25 protein-coding genes are annotated in these 24,513 nt (G+C 48.2%); 3 read left to right on the top strand and 22 right to left on the bottom strand.

Features of this window, described 5'->3' with window-relative positions:
- Window positions 1–89 precede the first annotated feature (89 nt).
- The 5 genes from ruvB to leuC form a co-directional block, all read right to left on the bottom strand.
- A complete protein-coding gene (gene ruvB, locus SHK35_RS05735) occupies window positions 90–1,088 on the bottom strand; it encodes a Holliday junction branch migration DNA helicase RuvB (protein ID WP_318709023.1) in 999 nt (332 codons plus the stop codon).
- An 18-nt stretch (window positions 1,089–1,106) separates the two neighbouring features.
- Complete coding sequence (gene ruvA, locus SHK35_RS05730) at window positions 1,107–1,715, bottom strand: Holliday junction branch migration protein RuvA (protein ID WP_318704557.1); 609 nt, start codon at window positions 1,713–1,715, stop codon at window positions 1,107–1,109.
- 80 nt (window positions 1,716–1,795) lie between these two features.
- Window positions 1,796–3,160, bottom strand: a complete 1,365-nt coding sequence (locus SHK35_RS05725) for an MATE family efflux transporter (protein WP_318704556.1) — start codon at window positions 3,158–3,160, stop codon at window positions 1,796–1,798.
- A gap of 116 nt (window positions 3,161–3,276) precedes the next feature.
- The gene (leuD, locus tag SHK35_RS05720; RefSeq protein ID WP_318709022.1) at window positions 3,277–3,765 is read right to left on the bottom strand and encodes a 3-isopropylmalate dehydratase small subunit; all 489 of its coding nucleotides are present in this window, start codon (window positions 3,763–3,765) and stop codon (window positions 3,277–3,279) included.
- Window positions 3,766–3,790: 25 nt separating this feature from the next.
- Window positions 3,791–5,059 (bottom strand): 3-isopropylmalate dehydratase large subunit, encoded by a 1,269-nt coding sequence (gene leuC, locus SHK35_RS05715; RefSeq protein WP_318704560.1) that lies wholly within the window; start codon window positions 5,057–5,059, stop codon window positions 3,791–3,793.
- A 196-nt stretch (window positions 5,060–5,255) separates the two neighbouring features.
- Here leuC and SHK35_RS05710 point away from each other — a divergent pair, with 196 nt between their 5' ends.
- Together SHK35_RS05710 and SHK35_RS05705 are read left to right on the top strand one after the other, a co-directional pair.
- Entirely contained in the window at window positions 5,256–5,963 is a 708-nt protein-coding gene (locus tag SHK35_RS05710; protein ID WP_318709020.1) for a LysR family transcriptional regulator, read from the top strand.
- Complete coding sequence (locus tag SHK35_RS05705; protein WP_318709018.1) at window positions 5,951–6,151, top strand: LysR substrate-binding domain-containing protein; 201 nt, start codon at window positions 5,951–5,953, stop codon at window positions 6,149–6,151. The genes SHK35_RS05710 and SHK35_RS05705 overlap by 13 nt, the downstream gene beginning before the upstream one ends.
- Here SHK35_RS05705 and SHK35_RS05700 read toward each other — a convergent pair.
- The 9 genes from SHK35_RS05700 to SHK35_RS05660 all read right to left on the bottom strand — a co-directional run bounded on the left by SHK35_RS05700 (window position 6,148) and on the right by SHK35_RS05660 (window position 18,022).
- Complete coding sequence (locus SHK35_RS05700) at window positions 6,148–8,469, bottom strand: sensor histidine kinase (RefSeq protein WP_318709017.1); 2,322 nt, start codon at window positions 8,467–8,469, stop codon at window positions 6,148–6,150. The two genes, SHK35_RS05705 and SHK35_RS05700, sit on opposite strands and share 4 nt — an antisense overlap.
- A 41-nt stretch (window positions 8,470–8,510) precedes the next feature.
- Window positions 8,511–9,224 (bottom strand): response regulator transcription factor, encoded by a 714-nt coding sequence (locus SHK35_RS05695; protein ID WP_318704552.1) that lies wholly within the window; start codon window positions 9,222–9,224, stop codon window positions 8,511–8,513.
- 107 nt (window positions 9,225–9,331) lie between these two features.
- Window positions 9,332–9,493 (bottom strand): hypothetical protein, encoded by a 162-nt coding sequence (locus tag SHK35_RS05690; RefSeq protein WP_318709029.1) that lies wholly within the window; start codon window positions 9,491–9,493, stop codon window positions 9,332–9,334.
- A 268-nt stretch (window positions 9,494–9,761) separates the two neighbouring features.
- Window positions 9,762–11,567 (bottom strand): ABC transporter ATP-binding protein, encoded by a 1,806-nt coding sequence (locus tag SHK35_RS05685; protein ID WP_318704551.1) that lies wholly within the window; start codon window positions 11,565–11,567, stop codon window positions 9,762–9,764.
- Between the two features lie 49 nt (window positions 11,568–11,616).
- Entirely contained in the window at window positions 11,617–12,636 is a 1,020-nt protein-coding gene (ilvC, locus tag SHK35_RS05680) for a ketol-acid reductoisomerase (protein WP_318704550.1), read from the bottom strand.
- Window positions 12,637–12,701: 65 nt separating this feature from the next.
- On the bottom strand, window positions 12,702–13,208 hold the full coding sequence (gene ilvN, locus SHK35_RS05675) for an acetolactate synthase small subunit (RefSeq protein ID WP_318704549.1): 507 nt from the start codon (window positions 13,206–13,208) through the stop codon (window positions 12,702–12,704).
- Between the two features lie 112 nt (window positions 13,209–13,320).
- Window positions 13,321–13,818, bottom strand: coding sequence for an acetolactate synthase small subunit (gene ilvN / locus SHK35_RS05670; RefSeq protein ID WP_318709016.1), 498 nt, complete (start codon window positions 13,816–13,818; stop codon window positions 13,321–13,323).
- Between the two features lie 17 nt (window positions 13,819–13,835).
- Window positions 13,836–15,452 (bottom strand): biosynthetic-type acetolactate synthase large subunit, encoded by a 1,617-nt coding sequence (gene ilvB, locus SHK35_RS05665; RefSeq protein WP_318709014.1) that lies wholly within the window; start codon window positions 15,450–15,452, stop codon window positions 13,836–13,838.
- Complete coding sequence (locus SHK35_RS05660) at window positions 15,449–18,022, bottom strand: homocysteine S-methyltransferase family protein (RefSeq protein ID WP_318709013.1); 2,574 nt, start codon at window positions 18,020–18,022, stop codon at window positions 15,449–15,451. Before SHK35_RS05660 ends, ilvB begins: the two co-directional genes overlap by 4 nt.
- A gap of 201 nt (window positions 18,023–18,223) precedes the next feature.
- On the opposite strand from SHK35_RS05660, the gene SHK35_RS05655 reads away from it, so the two are divergent.
- Window positions 18,224–18,691 carry a hypothetical protein gene (locus tag SHK35_RS05655; protein WP_318709012.1) on the top strand — a complete coding sequence of 156 codons (468 nt, stop codon included), beginning with the start codon at window positions 18,224–18,226 and terminating at the stop codon, window positions 18,689–18,691.
- Between the two features lie 75 nt (window positions 18,692–18,766).
- On the opposite strand, the gene SHK35_RS05650 is transcribed toward SHK35_RS05655, so the two are convergent.
- From SHK35_RS05650 to SHK35_RS05615, 8 genes are all read right to left on the bottom strand, one after another.
- Window positions 18,767–19,057, bottom strand: a complete 291-nt coding sequence (locus tag SHK35_RS05650) for a DUF4870 domain-containing protein (RefSeq protein WP_318704544.1) — start codon at window positions 19,055–19,057, stop codon at window positions 18,767–18,769.
- A 45-nt stretch (window positions 19,058–19,102) separates the two neighbouring features.
- A complete protein-coding gene (locus SHK35_RS05645) occupies window positions 19,103–19,519 on the bottom strand; it encodes a DUF2752 domain-containing protein (protein ID WP_318709011.1) in 417 nt (138 codons plus the stop codon).
- Window positions 19,520–19,529: 10 nt separating this feature from the next.
- A complete protein-coding gene (locus SHK35_RS05640) occupies window positions 19,530–19,919 on the bottom strand; it encodes a hypothetical protein (RefSeq protein ID WP_318704542.1) in 390 nt (129 codons plus the stop codon).
- A 33-nt stretch (window positions 19,920–19,952) separates the two neighbouring features.
- Window positions 19,953–20,357, bottom strand: a complete 405-nt coding sequence (locus SHK35_RS05635; protein ID WP_318709010.1) for a TM2 domain-containing protein — start codon at window positions 20,355–20,357, stop codon at window positions 19,953–19,955.
- A 284-nt stretch (window positions 20,358–20,641) separates the two neighbouring features.
- Window positions 20,642–21,652, bottom strand: a complete 1,011-nt coding sequence (locus tag SHK35_RS05630; RefSeq protein ID WP_318704540.1) for a GGGtGRT protein — start codon at window positions 21,650–21,652, stop codon at window positions 20,642–20,644.
- A 36-nt stretch (window positions 21,653–21,688) separates the two neighbouring features.
- Window positions 21,689–22,381: an iron-sulfur cluster assembly scaffold protein gene (locus tag SHK35_RS05625; protein ID WP_318704539.1), complete on the bottom strand. Its 693-nt coding sequence runs from the start codon at window positions 22,379–22,381 to the stop codon at window positions 21,689–21,691.
- A gap of 300 nt (window positions 22,382–22,681) precedes the next feature.
- Window positions 22,682–23,515 carry an ABC transporter ATP-binding protein gene (locus tag SHK35_RS05620; protein WP_318704538.1) on the bottom strand — a complete coding sequence of 278 codons (834 nt, stop codon included), beginning with the start codon at window positions 23,513–23,515 and terminating at the stop codon, window positions 22,682–22,684.
- Window positions 23,515–24,432, bottom strand: a complete 918-nt coding sequence (locus SHK35_RS05615; protein WP_318704537.1) for an ABC transporter permease — start codon at window positions 24,430–24,432, stop codon at window positions 23,515–23,517. Before SHK35_RS05615 ends, SHK35_RS05620 begins: the two co-directional genes overlap by 1 nt.
- Between the last annotated feature and the right edge of the window lie 81 nt (window positions 24,433–24,513).

Below are 24,513 nucleotides of genomic sequence, written 5' to 3'. Positions count from 1 at the left end.
ATACAAAATATGCCAAAAATGATAAGAATCAACACAATATATATTAAGTATTATATATCATCTTCCAAACACAGGCAAGCACTAATTTGTCAAACCAAGGGGGCCAGTCCCAGATGGCGCCAGGCGCTTTCCGTGGCAACTCTCCCTCTGGGAGTGCGGTTTAAAAGGCCGTTCTGAATCAGATAAGGTTCATATACATCCTCAATGGTGCCGGCGTCCTCCCCGATGGCGGCAGCCAGGGTATCAAGTCCCACAGGGCCTCCGTTAAACTTTGTAATCATGGTGGTTAAGAGATTTCTGTCAATATGGTCTAAGCCCAGCTTGTCCACATCCATGAGATCAAGGGCGGTCTCCGCCACCTGCCTGGTGATAACGCCGTCATACTTTACCTGTGCAAAATCCCTCACCCGCTTTAAAATACGGTTGGCAAGGCGTGGCGTTCCACGGCTTCTTCTGGCCATTTCCCTGGCCCCCTCAGGTTCGATCAAAACCCCCAGCACCCCGGCGGAATGCAGAATGATCTGCTGCAGCTCGTCCGTTGTATAAAATTCCAGGTGGTGGATCATTCCAAACCGGTCTCTTAAAGGAGCCGTCAGAAGGCCGGCTCTTGTAGTGGCCCCCACCAGAGTGAATTTGGGAAGCTCCAAGCGCACGGAACGAGCCGAGGAACCCTTTCCAATCATAATATCAATGCAGTAATCCTCCATTGCCGGATAGAGAACCTCCTCCACCTGTCTGTTCAGCCGGTGAATTTCGTCCACAAAGAGCAGGTCTCCCTCCTCCAGATTGTTGAGAATGGCTGCCATCTCTCCCGGCTTCTCAATGGCCGGGCCGCTTGTAATTTTGATATGTACCCCCATCTCATTTGCAATAATACCCGCAAGGGTGGTTTTCCCCAGACCGGGAGGTCCGTAAAAAAGCACGTGATCCAGGGCATCATTTCTCTGCTTTGCAGCCTTTATATAAACCTTAAGATTTTCCTTTATCTTAGATTGACCAATATAGTCATTCAGAGTCTGAGGCCTTAAAGAGCCTTCTATTTTTACGTCTTCTTCTGTCAGATTGGTCTCTATCGTTCTCCTTGCCATGAAAGCTCCCTTTCTGCCCTAAAACATTTTTTTCAGCGCCGCCTTAAGCACAGCTCCGGACTCCATGTTTTCAACGCCTTCTATAGAATTTACCGCCTTAAGCGCATCTGCCTGTCCATAGCCCAAGGAAACCAGCGCTTCCACAGCCTCCCGCTTCTGGGGCGTGTCTGCACAGGCATTCTCCATGGCGCCGGCTGAAATCTCCATACGGATCAAATCTTCGTCCTGCCGAATCTTGTCCTTCAAATCCAGAATCAGCCGCTGGGCCGTTTTTGCTCCAATTCCCGGCGCCTTGGCAATGGCCTTGGTATCTCCCGACAAAATGGCAAACCGCAGCGTATCCGCATCCATGGACGCAAGAAGGGCCAGAGCGCCCTTTGGCCCGATGCCGCTTACGGTAATCAGCTTTTTGAAAAGTTCCAGATCTCCCTTGGAGAGAAAGCCATACAGCCAAAAGGCGTCCTCCCTCACACAGGTGTAGGTGTAAAGCCGCACCCGCTGTCCCAGACCGGGAAGCCTTGACGCTGTCTCGGGGGAAATTTTTATATTGTATCCAATGCCTCCCACGTCAAGAACGGCATTGTCCGGGGCGATATCCTCAATCCTTCCTTCTACATATGCGATCATAGCCTTTTCCTTCCAAACATATTTCCTATTCTAAAACTGCTAACCTGTTTCATTAAGTATATCACAATCGAACATATGTTTCAAGACTCTGTTTTCAACAATTTCCGGTACACCACCACAAAGCAGAGCAGATGTGCCAGGAAGGTCAGTCCCCAGCTGACAGGATAGGACCAGTACAGACACTGCAGCGTGGGAATCTCCCGAAAGACAGTGTAAATCCACAGAATCCGGAAAAGACAGGCCCCTGTCAGGGACACCAGCATAGGCATAACGGAATATCCCATGCCCCGCAGGGAACCCACCATCACATCCATCATGCCGCAGAGGCAATAGGTGGTGCAGATAATGCTCATGCGCAGCAGACCATAGGTGATTACCTCCGGCTCCGAGGAATACAGAAGCAAAAGCTTATCCCCTAAAAGGTAGGCTGCATTTCCAAAAAGCAGTCCCACCGCAATTACAAGGAGCTGACAGATGAGTAAAATTCTGCCGATGCGCTTGTAATTTCTCGCCCCGTAGTTCTGTCCCGTAAAGCTGATGGCCGTCTGGTGAAAGGCGTTCATGGAGGTATACACGAAGCCCTCTATATTAGAGGCTGCCGTATTCCCGGCCATGGCCACGGAGCCGAAGGAATTCACAGAGGACTGAATCAAAACATTGGAAACGGAAAACAGCGCCCCTTGCAGTCCTGCGGGCACGCCGATCTGCACCATCCGAAGCAGCTTATCGGGAACAATCCGAAGTCTTTTTAAGTCCAGCTTGTAATCACTATCCGAAAGCGCCAGACAGCGAATCACCAAAGCCGCAGAAATCACCTGAGAGATCACAGTTGCAATGGCTACACCGGCCACTCCCAGCCCGCAGACGATCACAAAGAAAAGATTCAGCACAACATTTACCACTCCGGCAGCAAACAGATAATACAAGGGTCTTTTGGTATCTCCCGCCGCGCGCAGTATGGCGCTTCCAAAGTTGTATGCCATGGTAGCCGGCATCCCTATAAAGTAAATCCGCATATAAAGCACGGCCTGGTCAATGACATTTTCGGGAGTTTCCATCAAAAGCAAGGCAGGCCTTGCAAGCAATACTCCCAGAAAAATCAGAAAGATACCGCTGACTAAGGAGGTGGCAATGGCCGTATGCACCATGTCCGACAATTCCTCCTTCTTTCCAGCCCCAAAAAAGCGGGCTGCAAGAACATTTGCACCCACAGACAGGCCAATAAACACATTGACCAAAAGATTGATCAAGGAGCTGGTGGAACCCACGGCAGCCAGGGCTTCGCTTCCCACAAACCGGCCCACCACAACGATGTCGGCCGCATTGAACAGAAGCTGTAAAATCCCGGAAAGCATCAAGGGAATATAAAACAGCAGAATTTTCCCAAACAATGGGCCGCTGCACATATCAATCTCGTACTTTTTTGCATTTTTTTCTTTTGTCATAATACTCCTCATTTCCAATCCTTGCCCGAAGCAATATTTTCCTCCCGACAGTATAGCACAAAAAAATCAGGTCTGCACTCTCAAAATAAGAAATGCAGACCCGCAGAGCATATTTTTTATTCTTTGCTGTTGATATAAGGAATCAGGCCGCCACAGGCGATAATCTTCTGCATAAATTCCGGAAACGCCTGTCCTTTAAAGGTGGTTCCCTTGGTGAGATTCCGGATGATTCCCGAATCAAAATCAACCTCCACCTCGTCTCCCGCCTCGATTCCGGCCGCCGCCTCCGGGCATTCGATAATAGGAAGGCCGATATTGATGGCGTTTCTGTAAAATATCCTGGCAAAGGTCTCGGCAATCACGCAGCTTACGCCGGCAGCCTTGATGGCTATGGGCGCATGCTCTCTGGAGGAGCCGCATCCGAAATTTTTTCTGGCCACGATCAGATCACCCTTTTTTACCTTTTTGATAAAATCCTTGTCAATATCCTCCATACAGTGGGCGGCAAGCTCACCCGGGTCTGAGGAATTCAAATATCTGGCCGGAATGATCACATCCGTATCCACATTGTCACCGTATTTGAAAACAGTTCCCTTGACATTCATTCTCTTTTTTCTCCTTCCAAAGATATTATGCTTCCAGCTGCTTGGGGCTGGCAATTTTTCCAAGCACCGCGCTGGCTGCCGCCACTGCCGGACTTGCCAGATAAACCTCAGAATTCACATGCCCCATGCGGCCTACAAAATTACGGTTGGTGGTGGAAACACATCTCTCACCCTCCGCAAGAATTCCCATGTAACCGCCCAGGCAGGGGCCGCAGGTAGGTGTGCTCACCACTGCCCCAGCCTGAAGAAAGGTTTTTAAAAGTCCCTCCTCCATGGCCTGCATATAAATGGACTGGGTTGCAGGGATTACGATACAGCGCATTCCCTTTGCCACATGCCTTCCTTGCAGAACCTCGGCTGCAGTACGAAGGTCCTCAAGACGGCCGTTGGTGCAGGAGCCGATAACCACCTGATCGATGGCAATATCCTCTTTAATCTCATCTATCGTGTGAGTGTTCTCCGGCAGATGAGGAAAGGCTATGGTAGGGCGCAGAGCGCTCAGATCAATGGTATATTCCGCCTCGTAAACCGCATCCTCATCCGCCGTATAAATTTTATAGGGGCGGCTGGAATGCTCCCGCATATACGCTTCGGCCTTTTCATCTACAGGGAAAATGCCGTTTTTGCCGCCTGCCTCTATGGCCATGTTAGCGATGGTAAAGCGGTCATCCATGGAAAGATAGGAAATGCCCTCTCCCACAAACTCCATGGACTGATACAATGCGCCGTCCACGCCGATCATGCCGATGATATGTAAAATCACATCCTTGCCGCTGACCCATTTTGCGGGCTTCCCCACAAGATGAAAACGGATGGCAGAGGGCACCTTAAACCACGCCTTGCCGGTAGCCATTCCGGCAGCCATATCCGTGCTTCCCACGCCTGTGGAAAATGCGCCCAGGGCACCGTAGGTACAGGTATGGGAATCTGCACCGATAATCACGTCTCCCGCCACAGTAAGCCCTTTTTCCGGAAGCAGCGCATGCTCGATTCCCATTTCGCCCACCTCAAAGTAATTGGTGATCTCGTGCTTTTTTGCAAATTCACGCACACACTTACAGTGCTCTGCGGATTTGATATCTTTGTTGGGCACAAAATGATCCGGCACCAGGGCGATCTTATCCTTGTCAAACACTCCCTGCACCTTCATTTTGTCCATTTCATGAATCGCCACCGGACTGGTAATGTCGTTTCCAAGCACCAGATCCAGCTTTGCCTCAATTAACTGCCCGGCCTCCACCTTGTCAAGGCCCGCTGCGGCAGCCAGTATTTTCTGCGTCATTGTCATTCCCATGTCACTTACCACAACCTTTCTACATATGACAGCCTTTTTCTTTCCAGCTGTTTTTTCCTTTACTGTTCCTATCATAGCATAAAAAATACTATTCTACAAATATGGATTGTTCATGGTTGCTATAACCAAAAGTTATATGTTACTATCATGGTATGCTTCAAAAACCAAATGTGTTTTCAGAGAAAGGACGCTTGAAATGAAAAATCAGCTGAATCAATATTACATTTTTTATGTGACCGCCAAATGCGGCAATATATCCAGAGCGGCAAAGCATCTGTATATCAGCCAGCCTGCAGTGAGCAAGGCCATATCCCGGCTGGAGGAAAGCTTTCATACCCCATTGTTTTTTCGAAGCTCCAGGGGCGTGGCCCTTACGGAGGAGGGGGAGCTTTTATACCGCCAGCTGGAAACCGCCTTTCACGCCATCCGCACAGGGGAGGAACAGCTTGTGGAAAAGGAGGCTGCAGGAGGCGGACAGCTTTCTATCGGAGTCAGCACTACCTTATGCAAATATGTTCTGCTCCCCTATTTAAAAGAATTTATTCGGGAAAACCCACATATCCGGGTTTCTATTTTCTGTCAGTCCTCCAATGAAACCATTGAGGCGCTGGAAAAGGGACGGCTTGATATCGGACTCACCGGAGAACCGGGGCGCACAGGGCTTTTGTTCCGCCCCATAAAAACCATTTCCGATGTTTTCGTGACCACGGAAGATTATCTTAAGCTTCTTGTAAAGCGCACCCAGGCAGAAGATGAACTGTCGGCGGAGCGGGAGCTTTTTTCCAAAGCCACGCTGCTTCTTTTGCACAAGGGAAATATGTCCCGCCAATATGTGGATAAATACTGCTGCTTCGGGACATTTCCTTTGAACAGCAGCTTGAAGTCACTACCATGGACCTGTTGATTGATTTTGCAAAAATCGGGATGGGAATCGCCTGTGTGATCAGGGATTTTGTGGAAAAAGAATTGGAGGAGGGTTCCCTTGTGCTTTTCCCGGTGAAGGAACCCATCCCCTCCAGAAGAATCGGATTTCTCTGCACGGGGAAGCAGACCACTCCCTCCATGCAGAAATTTCTGCGGTTGTTTGATTAATCTTGCGGCTGTTTCGTATCTATCTTCCAGGTGGTGGTCACCTTGAACAGGTCTCCGTCCACCTCAAGCTCCAGGCGTCCGTTCTGCAGCTCAGTGAAACTCCTTGCAATGGCCAGGCCCAGGCCGCTGCCCTCTGTGTTTCTGGAGGCGTCGCCCCTGATAAAGCGTTCCGTCAGCTGTTTCGCCTCCACATGAATTTCCTGAGCGGAAATATTTTTCAGCGTAATGACAACCGTATCATCAATGCGGAAGCCGTTGATATAAACTCTGGTGCCGGGCATGGCATATTTTACAATATTCCCCACCAGATTTTCATAAATCCGGTAGGTTTTCTGGCTGTCTAAAGACAGCACTACCTTTTCGTCCGTCAGATTCAGTCTCAGGTCCAGACCGGCCTCCTCCAGCTTGTCGGACCACTCAAAGAGCACCTGCTTTACCAGATTCATAATGTCTACCTTCACAAAATTCAAGGTGATGTTTCCCGTGCTGGCCTTGCTGACTTCAAATAAATCCTCGATCAGCACCTTAAGACGATTGGACTTCCGCTCCAAAGTATCTAAATATTCCCGTCTCTGCTCCTCCGTAAGATTCTCATCCTTCAAAAGATTGATATAGGTGATGATAGCGGTCAGAGGCGTCTTTAAATCATGGGACACATTGGTGATCAGCTCCGATTTCATTTTCTGACTTTTCACCTCCTCCTCTACTGCTTTCCGGAAGCCCCTCTGAATACGGATCAGCTGAGGCTTTAAGGGTTCAAACACGCCCAGGTCCTCCGTCATATTTCCATTCAGATTCCCTTCCGCTATCCTATTGATATATCCAAGCAGAATGCTGTATTTTTTTTGGATACCGCTGATATACTTTTTCAAAATAAAATACAGTACCACAGAATAGATTACCACGATGAACAGGCCGCTGACCCAGAAACTGCTGATAATAAGCAGGATCACGCCATTGATCAAAACTACCTTCCAGATGAGCTTTTTAGCACTTTTGGTCACGTCAAAGTGGTTTAAGGCGTCATACACCTCCAAAAACCTGGTTTTCAGAAAAGGGAATATGCGGTAGATGACGCTGCGTTCTTTGATATACCTCTTGATTCCCAGCTCCCGTACCAATCTAAAGCAGGTTCCCCCGTACCATGCACCGAAAAACAGCAGGCCAAGAGCCAGAAGATTAAGCGTCAAGACAAGAAGCCTTGCCGCCACAGCGGGCATATACGCTTCGAATCCCTTTTGGTAGCTTCCGTCCGCCACATTCATCACAAGCTCCACCACCGTAACATCTGACAGAGAAATCAGCATTACCATAAGCACCAGAACCGCTTCTGCAGGAATCCGGTACAGCTTAAGGCTTCCAAAGCTTTCCTTTTTGGATACCGGCAAAAAAAGCGCCGCCAAAAACAGCAATCCCAGAAAAATGAGGTAAAGATTTGCGCTGCCGGAATATCTGTAAGCCTCATAAAGACTGTAGCCGTCATAGACATATCCGCCTCCGGGAAGATTGATATAGTCCTCCTCCCACATTTGCTGCCAGTCGTTCTGAGCAATACAGAAGGTAATCCGGAAATTTGTGGGCATTGAGATTGTGTACAACGAGGAGGGCTGTCCTTCTACGCCAAAATCCTTCGTCAGATTTTCCAGACTTAAATTCCGCATAACCTCGTTGGCATATTTCCGGATGATGGTGGCATTATTTCCCTTTACCGTGCTTCCGATGGAGACATTTCCGCTTTCATCAAATTCAAAGCTCAAATAAAAATATTGATCTGCCAGGGAGATTTCAGGGGAGGAAAGGTTGGTGAGAATTTCTCCTGTGGAAAGGTCCTCGGCAAGGTAATCATAGTAAAGATTCATCTGCGCAAAGCTGCTCTCCAGCTGGGAAAAATGATCATTCAGATAATTGCTGCAGGAAACAAGCGCGTCGTATTCCCCCGTATTTTCCGCATACAGCTCCTGATACTCCTGGGAGGTCTCATCATGAATCCATTCTTTCCCCTCTGCAGGCTGCATAAACAGTTCACTGTAGCTTAAATTGGTATTATTTACTTTGTTGTACATATCCCGATACAGCAGATAGCTGTACTGATAGAGAAAGGTGACGCCGTTTTCCGTCTCCACCGGGCTGGTACGGAGATTCTCCACACCCTTCCGAAAGCTTCCGTAAAATGCCGTATACAAAAGAGCACAGACACAGGCGGCACAGACTCCAAAGAAAATCCAGAGAAAAGAAAGGGAATGCTTCTTTTTCATGGCTGTTTTCTCCTCTGTGGCAATATTCTCTTCTGCGGTTTCAATTTGTCTCTGATCACCCATCTAACCCATCCTTTCTCCACAATCTCCCTGCTTTATCACAGCTACTGCTTATCAATTTTATAGCCTACGCCCCACACCACCTTAAGATATTTGGGATTTTTGGGATCAATTTCAATTTTCTCCCGTATATTTCGCACGTGCACCATAATGGTGTCTGTGTTTACCGCCTTTTCATTCCAGATTCTTTCATAAATTTCGTCTGCGGAAAAAACTCTTCCGGGATTTTTAATCAACAGCTGCACAATCTTAAATTCCATGGGCGTCAGCTTTACCGGCTCCCCGTCCACGCTGACCTCCACCGTATCCTCATTCAATTCCAGACCGCCGATGGTGTAAATATGATCGTTCCCGGCCTCATTGTTCACTGCAGAGAGATATTTGGAATACCTGCGCAGATGAGAATTTACTCTTGCCAGAAGCTCCAGAGGCGTAAAGGGCTTTGTGATATAATCATCGGCCCCCATATTCAGCCCCATGATTTTGTCCACCTCCTCAGACTTGGCAGAAAGCATCAGCACCGGAAATTCATAATCCATGGCCCGCAGCTTCATCAGCATGCTCACCCCATCCATAACCGGCATCATAATATCCACAATGGCCAGATGGATTTCCTCCTTCTTTATAACGTCAAGTCCTTCCTTGCCGTTTGCGGCCTGGAATACCACATAGCCTTGATTTTTCAAATAAATTTCCACGCCCTCGCGAATTTCTCTGTCGTCCTCCACAATCAAAATATGAAACCTGCTATTGTCCATTGTCGTCCCTCTATTCCTGTAATTTTGCGGTTTTCAAAAAGCCGCCTGCATCTATTATATAAATGAACCGGCCTCATAGCAACCGCTTCTTATTTTGATTTTTCTTGTCAGTTTCCGCCAAGCAGGGAAAACACCTGCTCTCCCAGCAGATAGCCTGCGCCCACAAAAAACAGATTCCATAAAAAAATTCCCATGGCGGAGCTTACCACATATTGCTTTAATTCCATATGAAGCACTCCCGCCGGAATAGATACAAGGGTGCGCAGCACCGGCACAAGCTTGGCTGCAAAAACGCCCCAAAAGCCCGGCAGATACTGTGATTGCCATAACCATGAAGAAATTTATATTCCCCCTGGAGGCCATAATGCCGGAAAGGGGCATGATTAACAAGCTCCCTCTTTTGTTCTTCCCTTATATTAAATTTGAAATATGAAAACCCCTTGCAGGAAAAAACAAAGAATTTCTAAAGAAATGGCGCATAAAAAAAGAAAGACAGTCTCCTGCCTTCCTTTTTTATACGCCATCAGCGCGCAATTCTCAGCTCTGTATTTTTTTCATGCTGTAGAAAATTCCCTTTTTGTCCATCAGCTCCTGATAGCTTCCATATTCCGCGCATTTTCCCCCGCTGATTACGGCAATTTTATCCGCTCCCCGTATGGTGGAAAGACGATGCGCCACGATGAACGTGGTGCGTCCCCTGGTCAAGTTATCCACCGCCTCCTGAATCAGCTTTTCGGAAATGCTGTCCAGGGCGGAGGTAGCCTCATCCAGCACAATGATTTTGGGATCGCGGATCAACGCCCTGGCAATGGAAATTCTCTGTCTCTGCCCGCCGGAGAGCTTTCCGCCGTGCTCTCCCACCTGGGAGTCCAGTCCCTTTGGCAGAGAAGCAATCAAATCGGTAAGATTTGCCGCCTGAATTACACTGTTTAGCTTCTCCTCCGACACATTCTCACAGCCGTAGGTAATATTGTCTCTGATGGTGCCGGAAAACAGAATGGAGGTCTGGGGCACCACCGCAAGATATTTTCTGTAGGTGCGCAGATCAATTTCCCGAAGGTCCTGCCCATCCATCAAAAGCCTGCCGGAATCTGCCAGATAAAAGCCGATCACCATATTTAAGATCGTGGACTTTCCTGCGCCGGATTCTCCCACCAGCGCGATGGTTTCTCCCTCTTTTACCTCAAGATTCAAGTCGTCCAATATATCCCGTTCTGACTCATGATACCTAAAATGCACATTTTGAAAGGAAAAGTGCCCCTTTACATCCGAAATGCCGCGCTTTCCCTCATTCTGCTCCACATCATCCGACAAGAGCACCTCTCCGATAGAGTTGACGGATTCGATTCCCTTTGCAATGGTGGGCACCAGGGTAATGATGGCGGAAACCTGATTTACAATGGTAGAAAAATAGCTCTGATACAAGGTGATGTCTCCCGCCAGAATATTTCCCTGAAAGGCCAGATAGCCGGTAAAGGCCAGACATATGATCTGAAAAATCTGAAAAATGGCCCAGCCCACGGAGCCAAAGAGCGCCTGAATCAGGTCAAGCTTATACCCTTTTTCCGCCACAGCAAAGAGCTGTCCGCTCATTTTCTGAATCTCCTCTTCCTCCAAAGCATGGGCTCTGGTCACAGGGATCAGCTCCACCATCTCCATCACCCTGGCTGAGGTTTCCTCCATCTCCTTGCGAAACTCTGCGTTGCGCTTTCTCATGACAGAGCGGAAGGATACCATGGTTATGGCTGCGATGGGTGTGGTGACCAGAAAAAAGAGAAATACCACCAGACTTTTGCTCACTGTTACCGCCAGGGCAATACTGATATTGAGCACAATGTTTAAGATAGACAAAAACATTTGGGTGGAAAGCCCCTCCACCGCCTCCACGTCCCTTATGATCTTAGACTGCAGCCGCCCGGACTGGGTTTCCGTGTGATAGGAAATAGACAGCTGCTGCAGCTTGCAGATCAAGGCCTTGCGAAGTCCTGTCTCAGCGTATCTGGTTGCCTGGCTTTTGTAATCCGTATAAAGGTAATTCATGGGCACATTCAGTGCAATGAGAAAAACCATCAGAATAGAATACAGTATAATGTTTCGGACACTGTCCGGATTTTTTGCAGTGATGTCGTTGATAATATTGGCTGTCACTATGGGCAGCACCCACACGCAGCTGTGCTTGATAAAGAAAAAAACCACCGCCAGCACAAATTTGTGATAATTTCCCTTATACAAAGCAACCAGCGTCATGAGGGGATGTCCTTTGTGGCGCTTATACATTTCCGTAAACCAATGCTCCGGCTCCATCCCCTTTGGGGGCTTCATTTTATCTTGAAAGGATGACATAAAATAACCTCAAAAAGGGGATGCCTGGCATCCCCTTCCTTTGTCTTTATTAGTTGTTGATCAGCTTGTCCTCTTCGTTGTTCCAGCTGTAGAGCTTGCGCACCTCTTCGCCAACCTTCTCGGAGGGATGCTCGGAAGCAAGCTTTCTCATAGCCTTGAAGTGAACCTGCTTTCCTGCGGGAGACATATCCAGCAGAAATTCCTTTGCAAAGGTACCATCCTGAATGTCCTGCAGAATCTTCTTCATGGTCTTCTTGGTCTCTTCGGTGATGATCTTGGGTCCGGTAATATAATCGCCGTACTCAGCAGTGTTAGAGATGGAATATCTCATGCCGGCAAAGCCGCTTTGATAGATCAGATCCACAATCAGCTTCATCTCATGAATACACTCAAAGTATGCGTTTCTGGGATCATAGCCTGCTTCCACCAGAGTCTCAAAGCCCGCCTGCATCAATGCGCAAACGCCGCCGCAGAGCACAGCCTGCTCTCCGAAAAGATCGGTCTCGGTCTCGGTGCGGAAGGTGGTCTCCAGCACGCCTGCTCTGGCGCCGCCGATTCCCAGCGCATAGGCAAGGGCAATGTCCTGTGCCTTGCCGGTGGCGTCCTGCTCCACTGCAACCAGACAAGGAACACCCTTGCCTGCCTGATACTCGCTTCTCACCGTATGTCCGGGTCCCTTGGGTGCGATCATGGTCACGTCCACATTCTTGGGAGGCACGATACAGCCGAAGTGAATATTGAAGCCATGTGCAAACATCAGCATATTGCCCTCCTCTAAGTTGGGCTCAATGTCGTTCTTGTAAAGGTCTGCCTGCTTCTCGTCATTGATCAGAATCATAATGATATCGGCGCGCTTTGCAGCCTCCGCTGCGGTATATACCTCAAATCCCTGGGCTTCGGCCTTGGCCCATGATTTTGAGCCCTCATACAGACCGATAATCACATGGCATCCGGAATCCTTCAGGTTCAGCGCATGCGCATGTCCCTGACTGCCGTAGCCGATGATGGCAATGGTCTTGCCCTCTAACAAGGAAAGATTGCAGTCTTCCTGATAAAAAATTTTAGCCATTTTCATTTCCTCCATTTTGTTTCATTAAATTTATAACTGATAGGTTTCCCTAGAGCTAACGCATATCAATCCCCGGTTATGTAAGTGACATTCTCCGTGCCCCGTCCCAGTCCGGCAAGTCCTGTTCTGGCCAGCTCCAGAATTTCATGTCCCTCCAGCAGATGAATAAAGGCATCTATCTTGCTCTGATCGCCGGTAAGCTCTATGATCAGGCTCTCCGGCGCCACATCTATGATTTTGGCCCTGAAAATATCCGTAATGGCGATGATGCTGGGGCGTTTGTCCGCCTCCGCCCTCACCTTAATCAGCACAAGCTCCCGATATACGCTTTCCTGGGGCTTAAGCTCCTTGATATCCCGGACATCCACCAGCTTTCCCACCTGCTTTTCTATCTGCTCCAGGATTTCATCGTCTCCCGAAGTCACAATGGTAATCCTGGTAAAGCGGGGGTCTGCAGTTACGCCCGCAGTTATGCTCTCAATGTTATAGCCCCTTCTGGAAAAAAGTCCGGAAATCCGGCTGAGAACACCGGAGGTATTGTCCACAAGCAGCTGAAATACTTTTTTCTGCATATCCTTCTAACCTTTCCAAGCATCTTTCTAATTACTTAATATAGCAAGTTACTGTGCGAATGTCAACAAAAAACACTTTAGTCCGATAAAGCTTCAAATACCATCCCTCTTTCTATTTGGCCTCATCGTTTTCCGCGCACTTCGCCAGGGCAAGGGTCCCGGTTCTGGCAACCTCAACAATGCTGATAGACTGCAGCATATTGATCAAAAGCCTGATTTTTTCAGGATTGTCACAGATTTGTATGATCATAAAGTGCTTCGACATATCCACAATCTCTGCTTTCATAATTTCACACAGTTCCATGATTTCCCGGCGGTTATTTTTATTGTACTTAATTTTGATCAGCATTAATTCCCTGGTAATGCACTGTTTTTCCGAATAGGTCTTTACCTTGATGACATCCAGCTTTTTGTTCAGCTGTTTTTCAATCTGCTCAATGGTCCGTTCGTCTCCGCTGCTGACAATGGTCATATTTGACACGGCCGGGTCGTCCGTCTCTCCCACCGCAAGACTGTCAATATTAAAGCATCTTCTGGAAAAAAGCCCCGCAACCTTACACAGAACACCGGAACGGTTCTCTACCAAAACCGAATAAATTCTCTTTTTCATATCCGTCCCTCCTTTTTTTACTTCACCAGGTCCATGGGATCGATCAGGCATTCCAGCAGCATGGATTCATTCTTTTCCAAAAAGAGATCCAGCGTTTTGTCCACATGCTCCATATTTGCAAGCCGCAGAAAGGGGATGCCGTAAGCAGAGGAAAGCTTTTCCAAATCCGGGCTGCCCGACAAATCCACCACCGAATAATGATCCTTGTAGGTATAATGCTGATACTCCCGGACCATGCCCAGGTAATTGTTTTTCAGAACGATAATTTTCACCGGAATATCATGCTGGCGCATGGTTGCCAGCTCCATCATGGACATCTGGAAGGAGCCGTCCCCACAGACCGCAATCACCTGTCTGTCCGGCGCAGCAAGCTTTGCCCCCATGGCCGCAGGAATGGAATATCCCATGGTGCCCATGCCTCCGGAGGTGAAAAAATTTCCTTTTTTTACAATGTGATAGCCGCAGGACCAGATCTGATTCTGCCCCACGTCCGCCACATAGACCGCATTCTCTTCCAGTTTTTCGGACAGTCTCGTAATAAAAGCCGCCGGGTCCACATAGGCGGGATTGGGCGTTCTCTTTTTCACCATGGTCTCCCGGTATTCCCGCAGGGCAGCAAGCCACTGGCTGTAGTCACAGGTAAAGTCTTCCTTTGAGAAATCTTCAAAAATATGCTTTGCATCACCCACCAGAGGAATCGCAGGCCCTGCGTTTTTGCCAATCTCCGCCGGGTCCACATCTATGTGAACCAGCACCTTTCCCTGAGTGATCAAATCCGGCTGGCTCACCGCACGATCCGCCACTCTGGCTCCCACCATGATCAAAAGATCAGATTCATTCATAGCCCTGTTGGCATACGCTTTTCCGTTGTTTCCCACCATGCCAAAGTACAGGGGATGCTTTGTGGGCATGACGCCAATTCCCATCATGGTGGAAACCACCGGTATCTGATGCTTTTCGGAAAAGCTTTTAAGCTCTCCCTGGGCGTCGCTTAAAAGGACGCCTCCCCCCGCACAGATAATGGGACGCTTTGCCCGCTCCAGCTCCTTTATCACTTTTTTGATCTGCACAGCGTGTCCCTTTACCGTAGGCTTATAGGTGCGTAAGACTACCTCCTCCGGATACTTGAATTTCGAGATGGGAGCATTTTGGATATCAATGGGAATATCAATGAGCACGGGGCCTTTTCTGCCGGTGTTTGCAATGTGAAAGGCCTCCTTAAACACTCTGGGAATGTCATTGACATTTTTGATCAGATAGCTGTACTTTACGAAGGACTCCACCGCTCCGGTGATATCCGCCTCCTGAAATACATCGCTGCCTAAAAGCTCGCTGTTTACCTGTCCCGTAATGCAGATCAAAGGAATACTGTCGGCAAAGGCAGTGGCGATACCCGTGATCACATTGGTGGCTCCTGGGCCGGAGGTCACGGCGCATACGCCGGGCCTTCCTGTGATTCTGGCCATGCCGCTTGCCGCGTGAGCCGCATTCTGCTCTGTGCGGATGAGAATGGTTCGGATATTCGAATCTAAAATACTGTTATAAAAAGGACAAATGGCAACACCGGGATAGCCAAATACTGTCTCTACCCCTTCCGCCTCAAGGCATTTTATTATGGCATCTGCTCCTATCATAAAACTTCCTCCTGCTCATGAATTTTTTGAAAATCCGATGCGTTTAATTTCTTCGCCAGCTTCACGGCCTCCGCTGCATCCCGGGAATAACCGTCCGCGCCGATCTCATCTGCGTATTCCTGGGTGATTACTGCGCCGCCGATCATAATCTTTGCATGAACCCCTTCCTCTGCCGCATACTCTATCACCTCCCGCATCCGCTGCATGGTGGTAGTCATCAGGGCTGACAGGGCGATAATCCTTGCGTTATGCTTCTTTGCCGCAGCAATGATTCTTTCCTTGGGAACGTCCTTGCCCAAATCGATCACTTGAAATCCGTGGTTTTTTAACATCAGGGCCACAAGATTTTTGCCGATATCGTGAATGTCGCCCTCCACCGTGGCAATGACCACCACAGGCATATCTTTGGCATCCGACTCCTTTAGCAAAAGCGGCTCCAATATCTCAATGGCGTTCTTCATTGCCTCCGCACTGGCAATCAGCTGAGGCAGAAAATATTTTCCCTTATCAAAATAATCTCCCACCGTGTTTATGGCGGGCAAAAGCACTTCGTTCAACAGCTTTGCCGGGTCGTCTCCCCCTGAGAGCGCATCCTTTGTTATCTGCACAATGCCCTTTCTGTTTCCCTTCAGCACAGCGGTATGCAGCGCATTTCGGAGCTTTTCCTGCCCGGACTCCTCTTTTGGTGAGGATTTGGGGGACTCTTCAAATCCGGGAGCTGTCCTTTGTCCTGCTGGCAGGCTTCCTTCCGAAGCCGTCCCTTTGGCAGCCAGCAGCCTTTTTTGCAGTTCGGCCTCTTTTTTTTCACGATTTTCCTTTACCCGGCCGGCATATTCGATATAGCGGACATCTGCATCTTCCCTGGCAAGCAAAAGATCTGTGGCCAGAGCACAGCTCACCAAAAGCTCCTGGGAGGGATTGGCGATAGCCATGGTCAGTCCCTCTCTGATGGCCAGCGTCAAAAACGCCGTATTTACAAAGCTCCGCTCTGGCATTCCAAAAGATATGTTGGACAGTCCGCAGATGGTTGCAAAGCCCTGTTCCCTGCAGTAGCGAATGGTTTCCAGGGTTTCCAATGCAGCATTTTTATTTGCCCCCACCGTTGTCACCAGGCCGTCCACTATAATGTCCTCCCGGCACATTCCCAGAGACAGCGCTCTTTCATAGATGGTCTGAATAATCTGCTTCTTTTCTTCCAAATCCTTGGGCAGTCCCTGATCCGACAGGGGCAGCAGAATAAACATGGCGCCATACTTTGCGGCGATAGGCAGCAGCTTTTCAAACTTTTCCTTTTCCAGAGAGATAGAATTGATCAAGGCTCTCCCGGGATAAGCCCGAAGGGCCGCCTCTATCACCTCAACATAGCTGGAATCAATGGATAAAGGCAGGCTGGTTACGCCGCTGATTTCCTCCAGGGCCCGAAGCATCATCGCCTTTTCATCGATGCCGCTCATGCCCATATTCACATCCAAAATCTGCGCTCCGTCTGCTTCCTGCTCCTCCGCAAAGGCAAGCACCCTATCCATGTTTCCCTCCCGAAGCTGCGCCTGCAGCAGCTTTTTCCCGGTTGGATTAATACGTTCGCCTACGATAATAAAGTTCCCGTCAAGGCCAAAGGCTGCCGTCTTTCGCTCTGAGGAAAGAAAACGGATTCCAGGCTGCCTGCGGGCAGCCTTTTCCATAGGCTGGTTCCCCAGCGCATCTCTCAGGGCTTTTATGTATTCCGGCGCAGTGCCGCAGCATCCTCCCAGAATGCAGGCGCCCTTCCCCGCCAACAGCTTCATTTCCTCTGTAAATTCTTCCGCTCCCATGGTGTAGCAGGTCACTCCGTTTTCATCCACATAGGGAAGACCTGCGTTTGGCTTTGCGATAATGGGCACCTGGGTAACCGAAGCCATATCCTCAATTATCTGCTGCATCTGTGCCGGCCCTGTGGAGCAGTTGGCCCCTATGGCACAGGCTCCCAGACTCTCCAGCACAACTGCCGCCGTTCTGGCATCCGTTCCAAAAAGAGTCCGTCCGTCCTTTTCAAAGGTCATGGTTACCATAACCGGAAGGCTGCTTGCTTCCTTTGCAGCAATGAGAGCTGCTCTAGCCTCTCCCAGGCTCATCATGGTTTCCACCACCAAAAGATCAGCTCCCGCTTCCTCCAGGGCAAGAATCTGTTCCTTGTAAATGGAAATCAGCTCCTCCAGCTCCATTTTCCCCACAGGCCTTAACTGTTCTCCCGTCATGGTGATATCTCCGGCCACATAAACCTTTCCGTTCCCAATAGCGGCCGCTTCCCTGGAAATGGCCACTAATTCCTTTGTCATGGACGACAGCTTGGAATCCAGGCCGTACTCCTTCAGTTTTACCCGGTTTGCCGTAAAGGTAGGCGCATACAAAATGTCTGTACCCGCCAGCACATAGTCCTTCTGCAGCTGCAGCATAATTTCCCGGTGCTCTAAAATCCACTTTTCAGGACATACGCCGGAAGGCATTCCTGCCTTTACCAAATTAGAGCCGGTAGCCCCATCCAGATAAACATATCTATTTTTACAAAAACTGAAAAATTGTTCTTTTGTCATAAGTGTCTCCACAGCTGAAATAAAATGATGGTAAAAAATATCTTTTTTATTGTACCACAAGAAAGTTTTAATCGTAAAGGGCAGGATTTAACTTAATCCCATTGGTATTAAGTTAAATCCCAATGGAATAGTTGCTAAAATAGACAAAATGTGATAAATTTTTTATATTATTTATTTTATTCCGTACTGGAGGTTATTTTTATGAAAATAAAGCATATGTTTCCTATTCTGCTTGCCCTTGTGCTTTTTACTGGGTGTGGAAGGGACCCGGAATTGTCAAGGTTCAAGACAGAGGTAGATCAGTTCTGCACCAGCATTTCTGAGCTTGACACTTCCATTAACAATATAGACACTACATCTGAGGGATATACCACAGAGCTTCTTGGCTATCTGGATGAATTAGATGCGGAATTTCAGGAGTTTTCACAGGTGGACTTTCCGGAAGAATTCGATTATCTGGAGAGCTTGGCCGATGAAGCCGGTGAATATATGACAGAGGCAGTGAAAAGCTATCACGAAGCCTACAGCAACAACTCATACAATGAATATACCGCCGATTATGCACTGCAGAATTATTCCCGTGCATATAAAAGGATACAGATCCTCATCTCTTTTCTCCACGGCGAAGAGCCTGATGATGTGGATTTGACCATAGAATACAGCGAATAATCCTTCTTGCTTATAAATGTGCGCCGTAAAGCGCATATGAAAAATCAGCCCGCCAAATGCGGGCTGATTTTGCCATTACTTTAATATCTTGATTTTTCCTAACAGAGGAATTTCTTTTTCCTCTTCATTGATGGCTGCAATCAATCCCAGAATCCAGCATACCACAAGGAAAATGCCTGCAACGGCATATATAATCCAGCCAATCAGCGGGATACAGGAAATAATTCCAGAAATGATAAAGCCAAGATTCACTACCAGAGACTGATTCAAATGGAATTTTGCTCCCTCTTTGTCTCCTGCAAAATAAGCAACCAGCCAGCCTATAATCGTGAAATAAGACACGATTCCTGTCACTTTCTTATCCATATTTTCTCCTTTTGTAAAACCATTTCTCATGGTTTAAGCTGTTTTTTATAAAGAAACATGGAATAGATGTAAAAGCAGATTTTTGATAATCCAATTTGCGGTCAAAAGAACAACCGCGCCATACATATGCCAATTATGGAATCTCCAGCCCCGCACTTTTGCAAAATGCACACGATCCAGGGTCTGTGTCAGCATAAAGCCTCCAAAAAGCACCACGGTATATGGCACAAGAGGATGATACCAGAAGGAAAGCAGTGGCTTTCCCTGCAGTAAGGCCCCAATCGCCCTGGTGCCGCCACATCCGGGGCAATAAATTCCCAAAACATGGTAAAAAAAGCACGGAAAAACCGACAGCTTCGGCATAATAAATTGAAAATATACAAAGATTCCCGCAATACCACCTATCAGGAGAAACCAGCCGGCAAAATAAAGCTGATCCTCCAATGTTTTTTGTTTCTTCATATACTTGATTTTAGTAGTAATATCCGTAGTCGCTTAAAATTGACAGGCCAACCACGCCCAGAATCGTGATAACAAGAGCAATGACAATACCAACGATGGAGCAGATCAAGCCAGCCTTGGCCAAGCCTGTTTTGCCCTGCTTATTGGCAAAAATTGCGCAGACAATTCCGGCAATACCAGGAATGATACCGATATATGCGCTGCAGCAGCCCAGTACAATTGCCAGAATACCCATAACAAGGCTGACAATCGCAAGCACATTGGTCTGCTTGGGCGCCTGCTGAGGTGATGTAGGAGGAACCTGATACTGATTGAAAGAAGTATTGTCCTGATAGTTATTTACAGGTGTACCCTGTCCGTTTTCTGTGTTCTGTCCGTTTTGAAAATTTTGTCCGTCCATCTTCTTCTCCTTTAATAAATTTAATAAGATTCATTATTCACTTAGCAGATTCCCCTGGGCGTCGGTATTGATCTTACCGGTAAGAATCATAATACCTTCGATCAGGCCCCAAATCCATATGCCCAGTACGAGGAATATGCCGATCACAATACAGCTTAATACACATCCCACCAGAGTGAGCACAAGCTGGGTCACAGCCTTCGCAGTATAGCCAAGATAGAAATTATGTACCCCGAAGCATCCTAAGAAAATGCCAAGCAGGCCAGCCGCCATCTTTGACTTGCCGCCGGAAGCCGCTGCAGTATTTGCAACCCTCACACCGCAGTTTAAGCAGACTTCTGCATTGGGTGCAACCGGCTTTCCGCAGTTTTGACAATAGTTTGATCCATGTCCCTTTGCCACGCCGCACTTTACACACATTACAGCTTCATCGGTCATATAAGGCTCTCCACAGTTCTTGCAAAAATACACTTGTTTACTCCTCCCTCCTTTAGTATTGTCAATGAGTAACTATGCAATGAACACTCATCATAGAACATTATACAGCATAATCCTTTACTTTACTAGTAGAAAACGCATAATTATTATGAAAATCTTAAGTAATTTTGAATTTTACCGCAAGAAAACGCACCGGCTGTTTTTTTCATGATAAAAAAGGCGCCGCAGTCTCTTAAACTGCGGCGCATTTCAGGCTCTGTAGCTTATAAATCGAAAAGCATGTCTTAGAATTTTCCAGCCTGTGCAGCTTCCTCGATGGAAACTGCTACAGCTACCGTCATGCCAACCATAGGATTGTTTCCGGCGCCGATCAGTCCCATCATCTCAACATGGGCAGGAACAGAGGAGGAACCTGCGAACTGTGCATCAGAGTGCATACGTCCCATAGTATCTGTCATACCGTAGGAAGCAGGACCTGCAGCCATATTGTCAGGATGCAGGGTACGTCCTGTGCCGCCGCCGGATGCAACGGAGAAATACTTCTTTCCCTGTTCGATACATTCCTTCTTGTAGGTTCCTGCAACGGGATGCTGGAATCTGGTGGGATTGGTAGAGTTTCCGGTAATGGAAACATCAACTCCCTCCTTGTGCATAATAGCAACGCCCTCGCAAACATCATTTGCACCGTAGCAGTTTACCTTCGCGCGCAGTCCGTCGGAGTAAGACTTGCGGAACAATTCCTTTACAGTGTTTGTATAAGGATCATACTCTGTCTCCACAAAGGTAAAGCCGTTGATGCGGGAAATAATCTGTGCAGCGTCTTTTCCAAGACCGTTCAGAATCACACGCAGCGGTTTCTTGCGGACCTTGTTTGCCTTCTCTGCAATACCGATAGCTCCCTCTGCAGCCGCGAAGGACTCATGACCTGCTAAGAAGCAGAAGCATTCGGTCTCCTCCTCCAGCAGCATCTTTCCAAGATTGCCGTGTCCAAGGCCCACCTTACGGGTGTCTGCCACGGAGCCGGGGATACAGAAAGCCTGCAGGCCCTCGCCGATTGCAGCGGCTGCATCCGCCGCTCTTCTGCAGTCTTTTTTGATTGCAATGGCAGCGCCTGTTATGTAAGCCCAGCAGGCATTTTCAAAACAGATGGGCTGAATGCCTTTAATCTGATTGTAAACGTCAAGACCGGCATCCTTGGTGATCTTTTCAGCCTCTTCCAGAGAAGCGATGCCATAGCTGTTTAACACGGAATTGATTTTGTCAATTCTTCTTTCATATGATTCAAATAATGCCATCTTACTTGTCCTCCTAATGAAGTTTCACTTCTACACTTACTCTTTTCTGGGATCGATAATCTTTACTGCATCGGCTACGCGGCCATACTGTCCCTTTGCCTTTTCCCATGCAGTGTTGGGGTCGTCGCCCTTCTTGATGAAATCAGTCATCTTTCCAAGACTTACGAACTGATAACCGATAATCTGATCCTCTGCGTCAAGAGCGATACCTGTTACATAGCCTTCCGCCATTTCCAGGTAACGAGGACCCTTTTTCAGTGTGCCATACATGGTGCCTACCTGGCTTCTTAAGCCCTTGCCCAAATCCTCCAGGCCGGCGCCAACAGGAAGTCCATCCTCTGAAAATGCGCTCTGAGAACGTCCATAAACGATCTGCAGGAACAGCTCTCTCATGGCGGTGTTGATTGCATCACATACCAAGTCTGTATTCAGAGCCTCCATAACGGTTCTGCCAGGCAGGATTTCAGCAGCCATTGCTGCGGAGTGGGTCATACCGGAGCAGCCGATGGTCTCTACCAGAGCCTCCTGAATAATACCCTCCTTAACATTCAGGGTCAGCTTGCAGGCGCCCTGCTGAGGCGCACACCAGCCCACACCATGAGTCAGACCGGAAATATCCTTAACTTCTTTTGCTTTTACCCATTTCGCCTCTTCCGGAATGGGAGCACAGCCGTGAGCAACACCCTGCGCTACTGGACACATTTCTTCAACTTCCTTTGAATAAATCATGTGAAATCTCCTTTCAAATCTGCATCTTACAATATTATTGATAAAATAATATCATAATCCTCGTGTTCATTTTCTCATATTTACACTGAAAAATCCAGAGCATTTTATGATTTTTTACATTTTTTGTAACAGCTTAGCCATAAGTTGCATGACAAGCAAATCATGCTTGCATGAAGTTGCTTGTTGCACAGCTTATGAGCGGAGCGCCCGATAATGAGCAAAGTTAGCTGCGAAGCAGCGAAAAAGCACCATGGGTGCGGCTTTGCGAATGGGCGCCTGCTAAGCTGTTACTTTTACTTTCTACGCCAGCATCATCCGGTCATTTGCAAATTCTCCGCCGCTGACCTCCTCAAACTTCGCCAGCAGGTCCGCCACCTGGAGCGATTTCTTCTCTTCCCCGGACACATCATATATAATTTTTCCCTCGTGCATCATCACAAGGCGGTTTCCCAGGCGGATGGCATCCTTCATATTATGGGTCACCATCAGAGCCGTCAGATGATTTTCGCCAATTATTTTTTCGGTGATTTCCAGCACAATCCTTGCGGTTTTAGGGTCCAGCGCCGCCGTATGCTCATCCAGCATAAGAAGCCTCGGCTGCTGCAGCGTAGCCATCAAAAGGGTAAGGGCCTGTCTCTGCCCGCCGGACAACAGCCCAACCTTTGAGGTCATACGCTCCTCAAGGCCCAGCCCCAGGCTTTTCAGTTTTTCATAATAAAATTCTTTCTCACTTTTTGTGATTCCCCATTTAAGTCCTCTGGCCCGGCCCCTGCGGTAGGCTAAAGCAAGATTCTCCTGAATCTCCATGCCTGCAGCCGTGCCCTTCATAGGATCCTGAAATACTCTGCCCAGGTACTTTGCCCTGGCATGCTCCGGCATGCGTGAAAGGTTCACCTGGACCTTATTTTCCTCTCCATCCTTTGTAAAAAGCATGTCTTCTATAATGATTTTACCGGCATCGATAGGATAGACCCCCGCAATCATGTTAAGCACGGTAGATTTGCCTGCTCCGTTTCCACCGATCACCGTAACAAAATCGCCGTCATTTAAGGTGAGGTTAATGCCGTCTAAGGCGCGTTTTTCATTGATCGTGCCCTTGTTAAAGGTTTTATAAACATTGCTGAGCTCTAACATTACAGATTACCTCCATCTTCCGAGTAAGCCTTATGTACGCGCCATTTGGACGCCGCAACAGGAATGCACAGGGCAAGCGCCACAAAAATAGCGGAAAACAGCTTCATGTCGTTTGCATCCAGACCAATGCGCAGCACCAGCGCACGAATTACAAAGTAAACAACGCTTCCCAGTACTGCAGAAATCAGCTTGGCCCAAAAGCTTATTGCCTTTCTCATAAGCACATCTCCAATGACGATTGCCGCAAGTCCAATCACGATGGCTCCGGTTCCCATTCCGATATCGGCGTATTTCTGCTGCTGGGCTACCAGGGCGCCGGATAAGCCCACCAGCCCGTTGCTCAGTGCAAGCGCGATAATCTTGGTAATTTTCGTGTTACATCCCAGAGCGCGGATCATGTCCTCATTGTTGCCGGTAGCGCGCATGGCGCAGCCAAGCTCTGTTCCAAAAAACCAATACAGCAGAAGAATCAAAACCACTGCTACGGCCAGTCCCACAATCAAGGCTGCCCAGCCGTTGGAGAGTCCCGTAAGATCGCTGAACTGGGAAATCATGGTATCCACCTTCAAAAAAGGAGTGTTGCTTTTTCCCATAACACGCAGATTGATAGACCAAAGTCCCAGCTGCGTCAAAATACCTGCAAGAATTGCAGGAATATCAAAAGCCGTATGCAGCATGCCCGTCACCAGTCCCGCAAGCGCTCCGGCAAGCAGCGCAAGCAGGGAAGCCACAAAGGGGCTGTAACCCTTTTCCACCACAAAGAGGGCGCAGACACAGCCTCCCAGGGCAAAGCTCCCGTCCACTGTCAGGTCTGCAATATCCAAAATCTTATAGGTGATATAGACCCCAAGAACCATAACCCCCCACAAAATACCCTGGGATACCGCTCCCTGCATTTGAATCAAAAATGCACTCATAATCAACCATACCTTTCCTGCTGAAACGCTTTCCTGCTGAAACGCGTCCACGCATTAATGTCTCAAAGATAATAATAAAGA

Source organism: Candidatus Acetatifactor stercoripullorum (assembly GCF_944382095.1).
Taxonomy (GTDB): domain Bacteria; phylum Bacillota; class Clostridia; order Lachnospirales; family Lachnospiraceae; genus Acetatifactor; species Acetatifactor stercoripullorum.
Note: the sequence above shows the minus strand (reverse complement) of the source record. Positions and strands in the feature narration are given on the sequence as shown.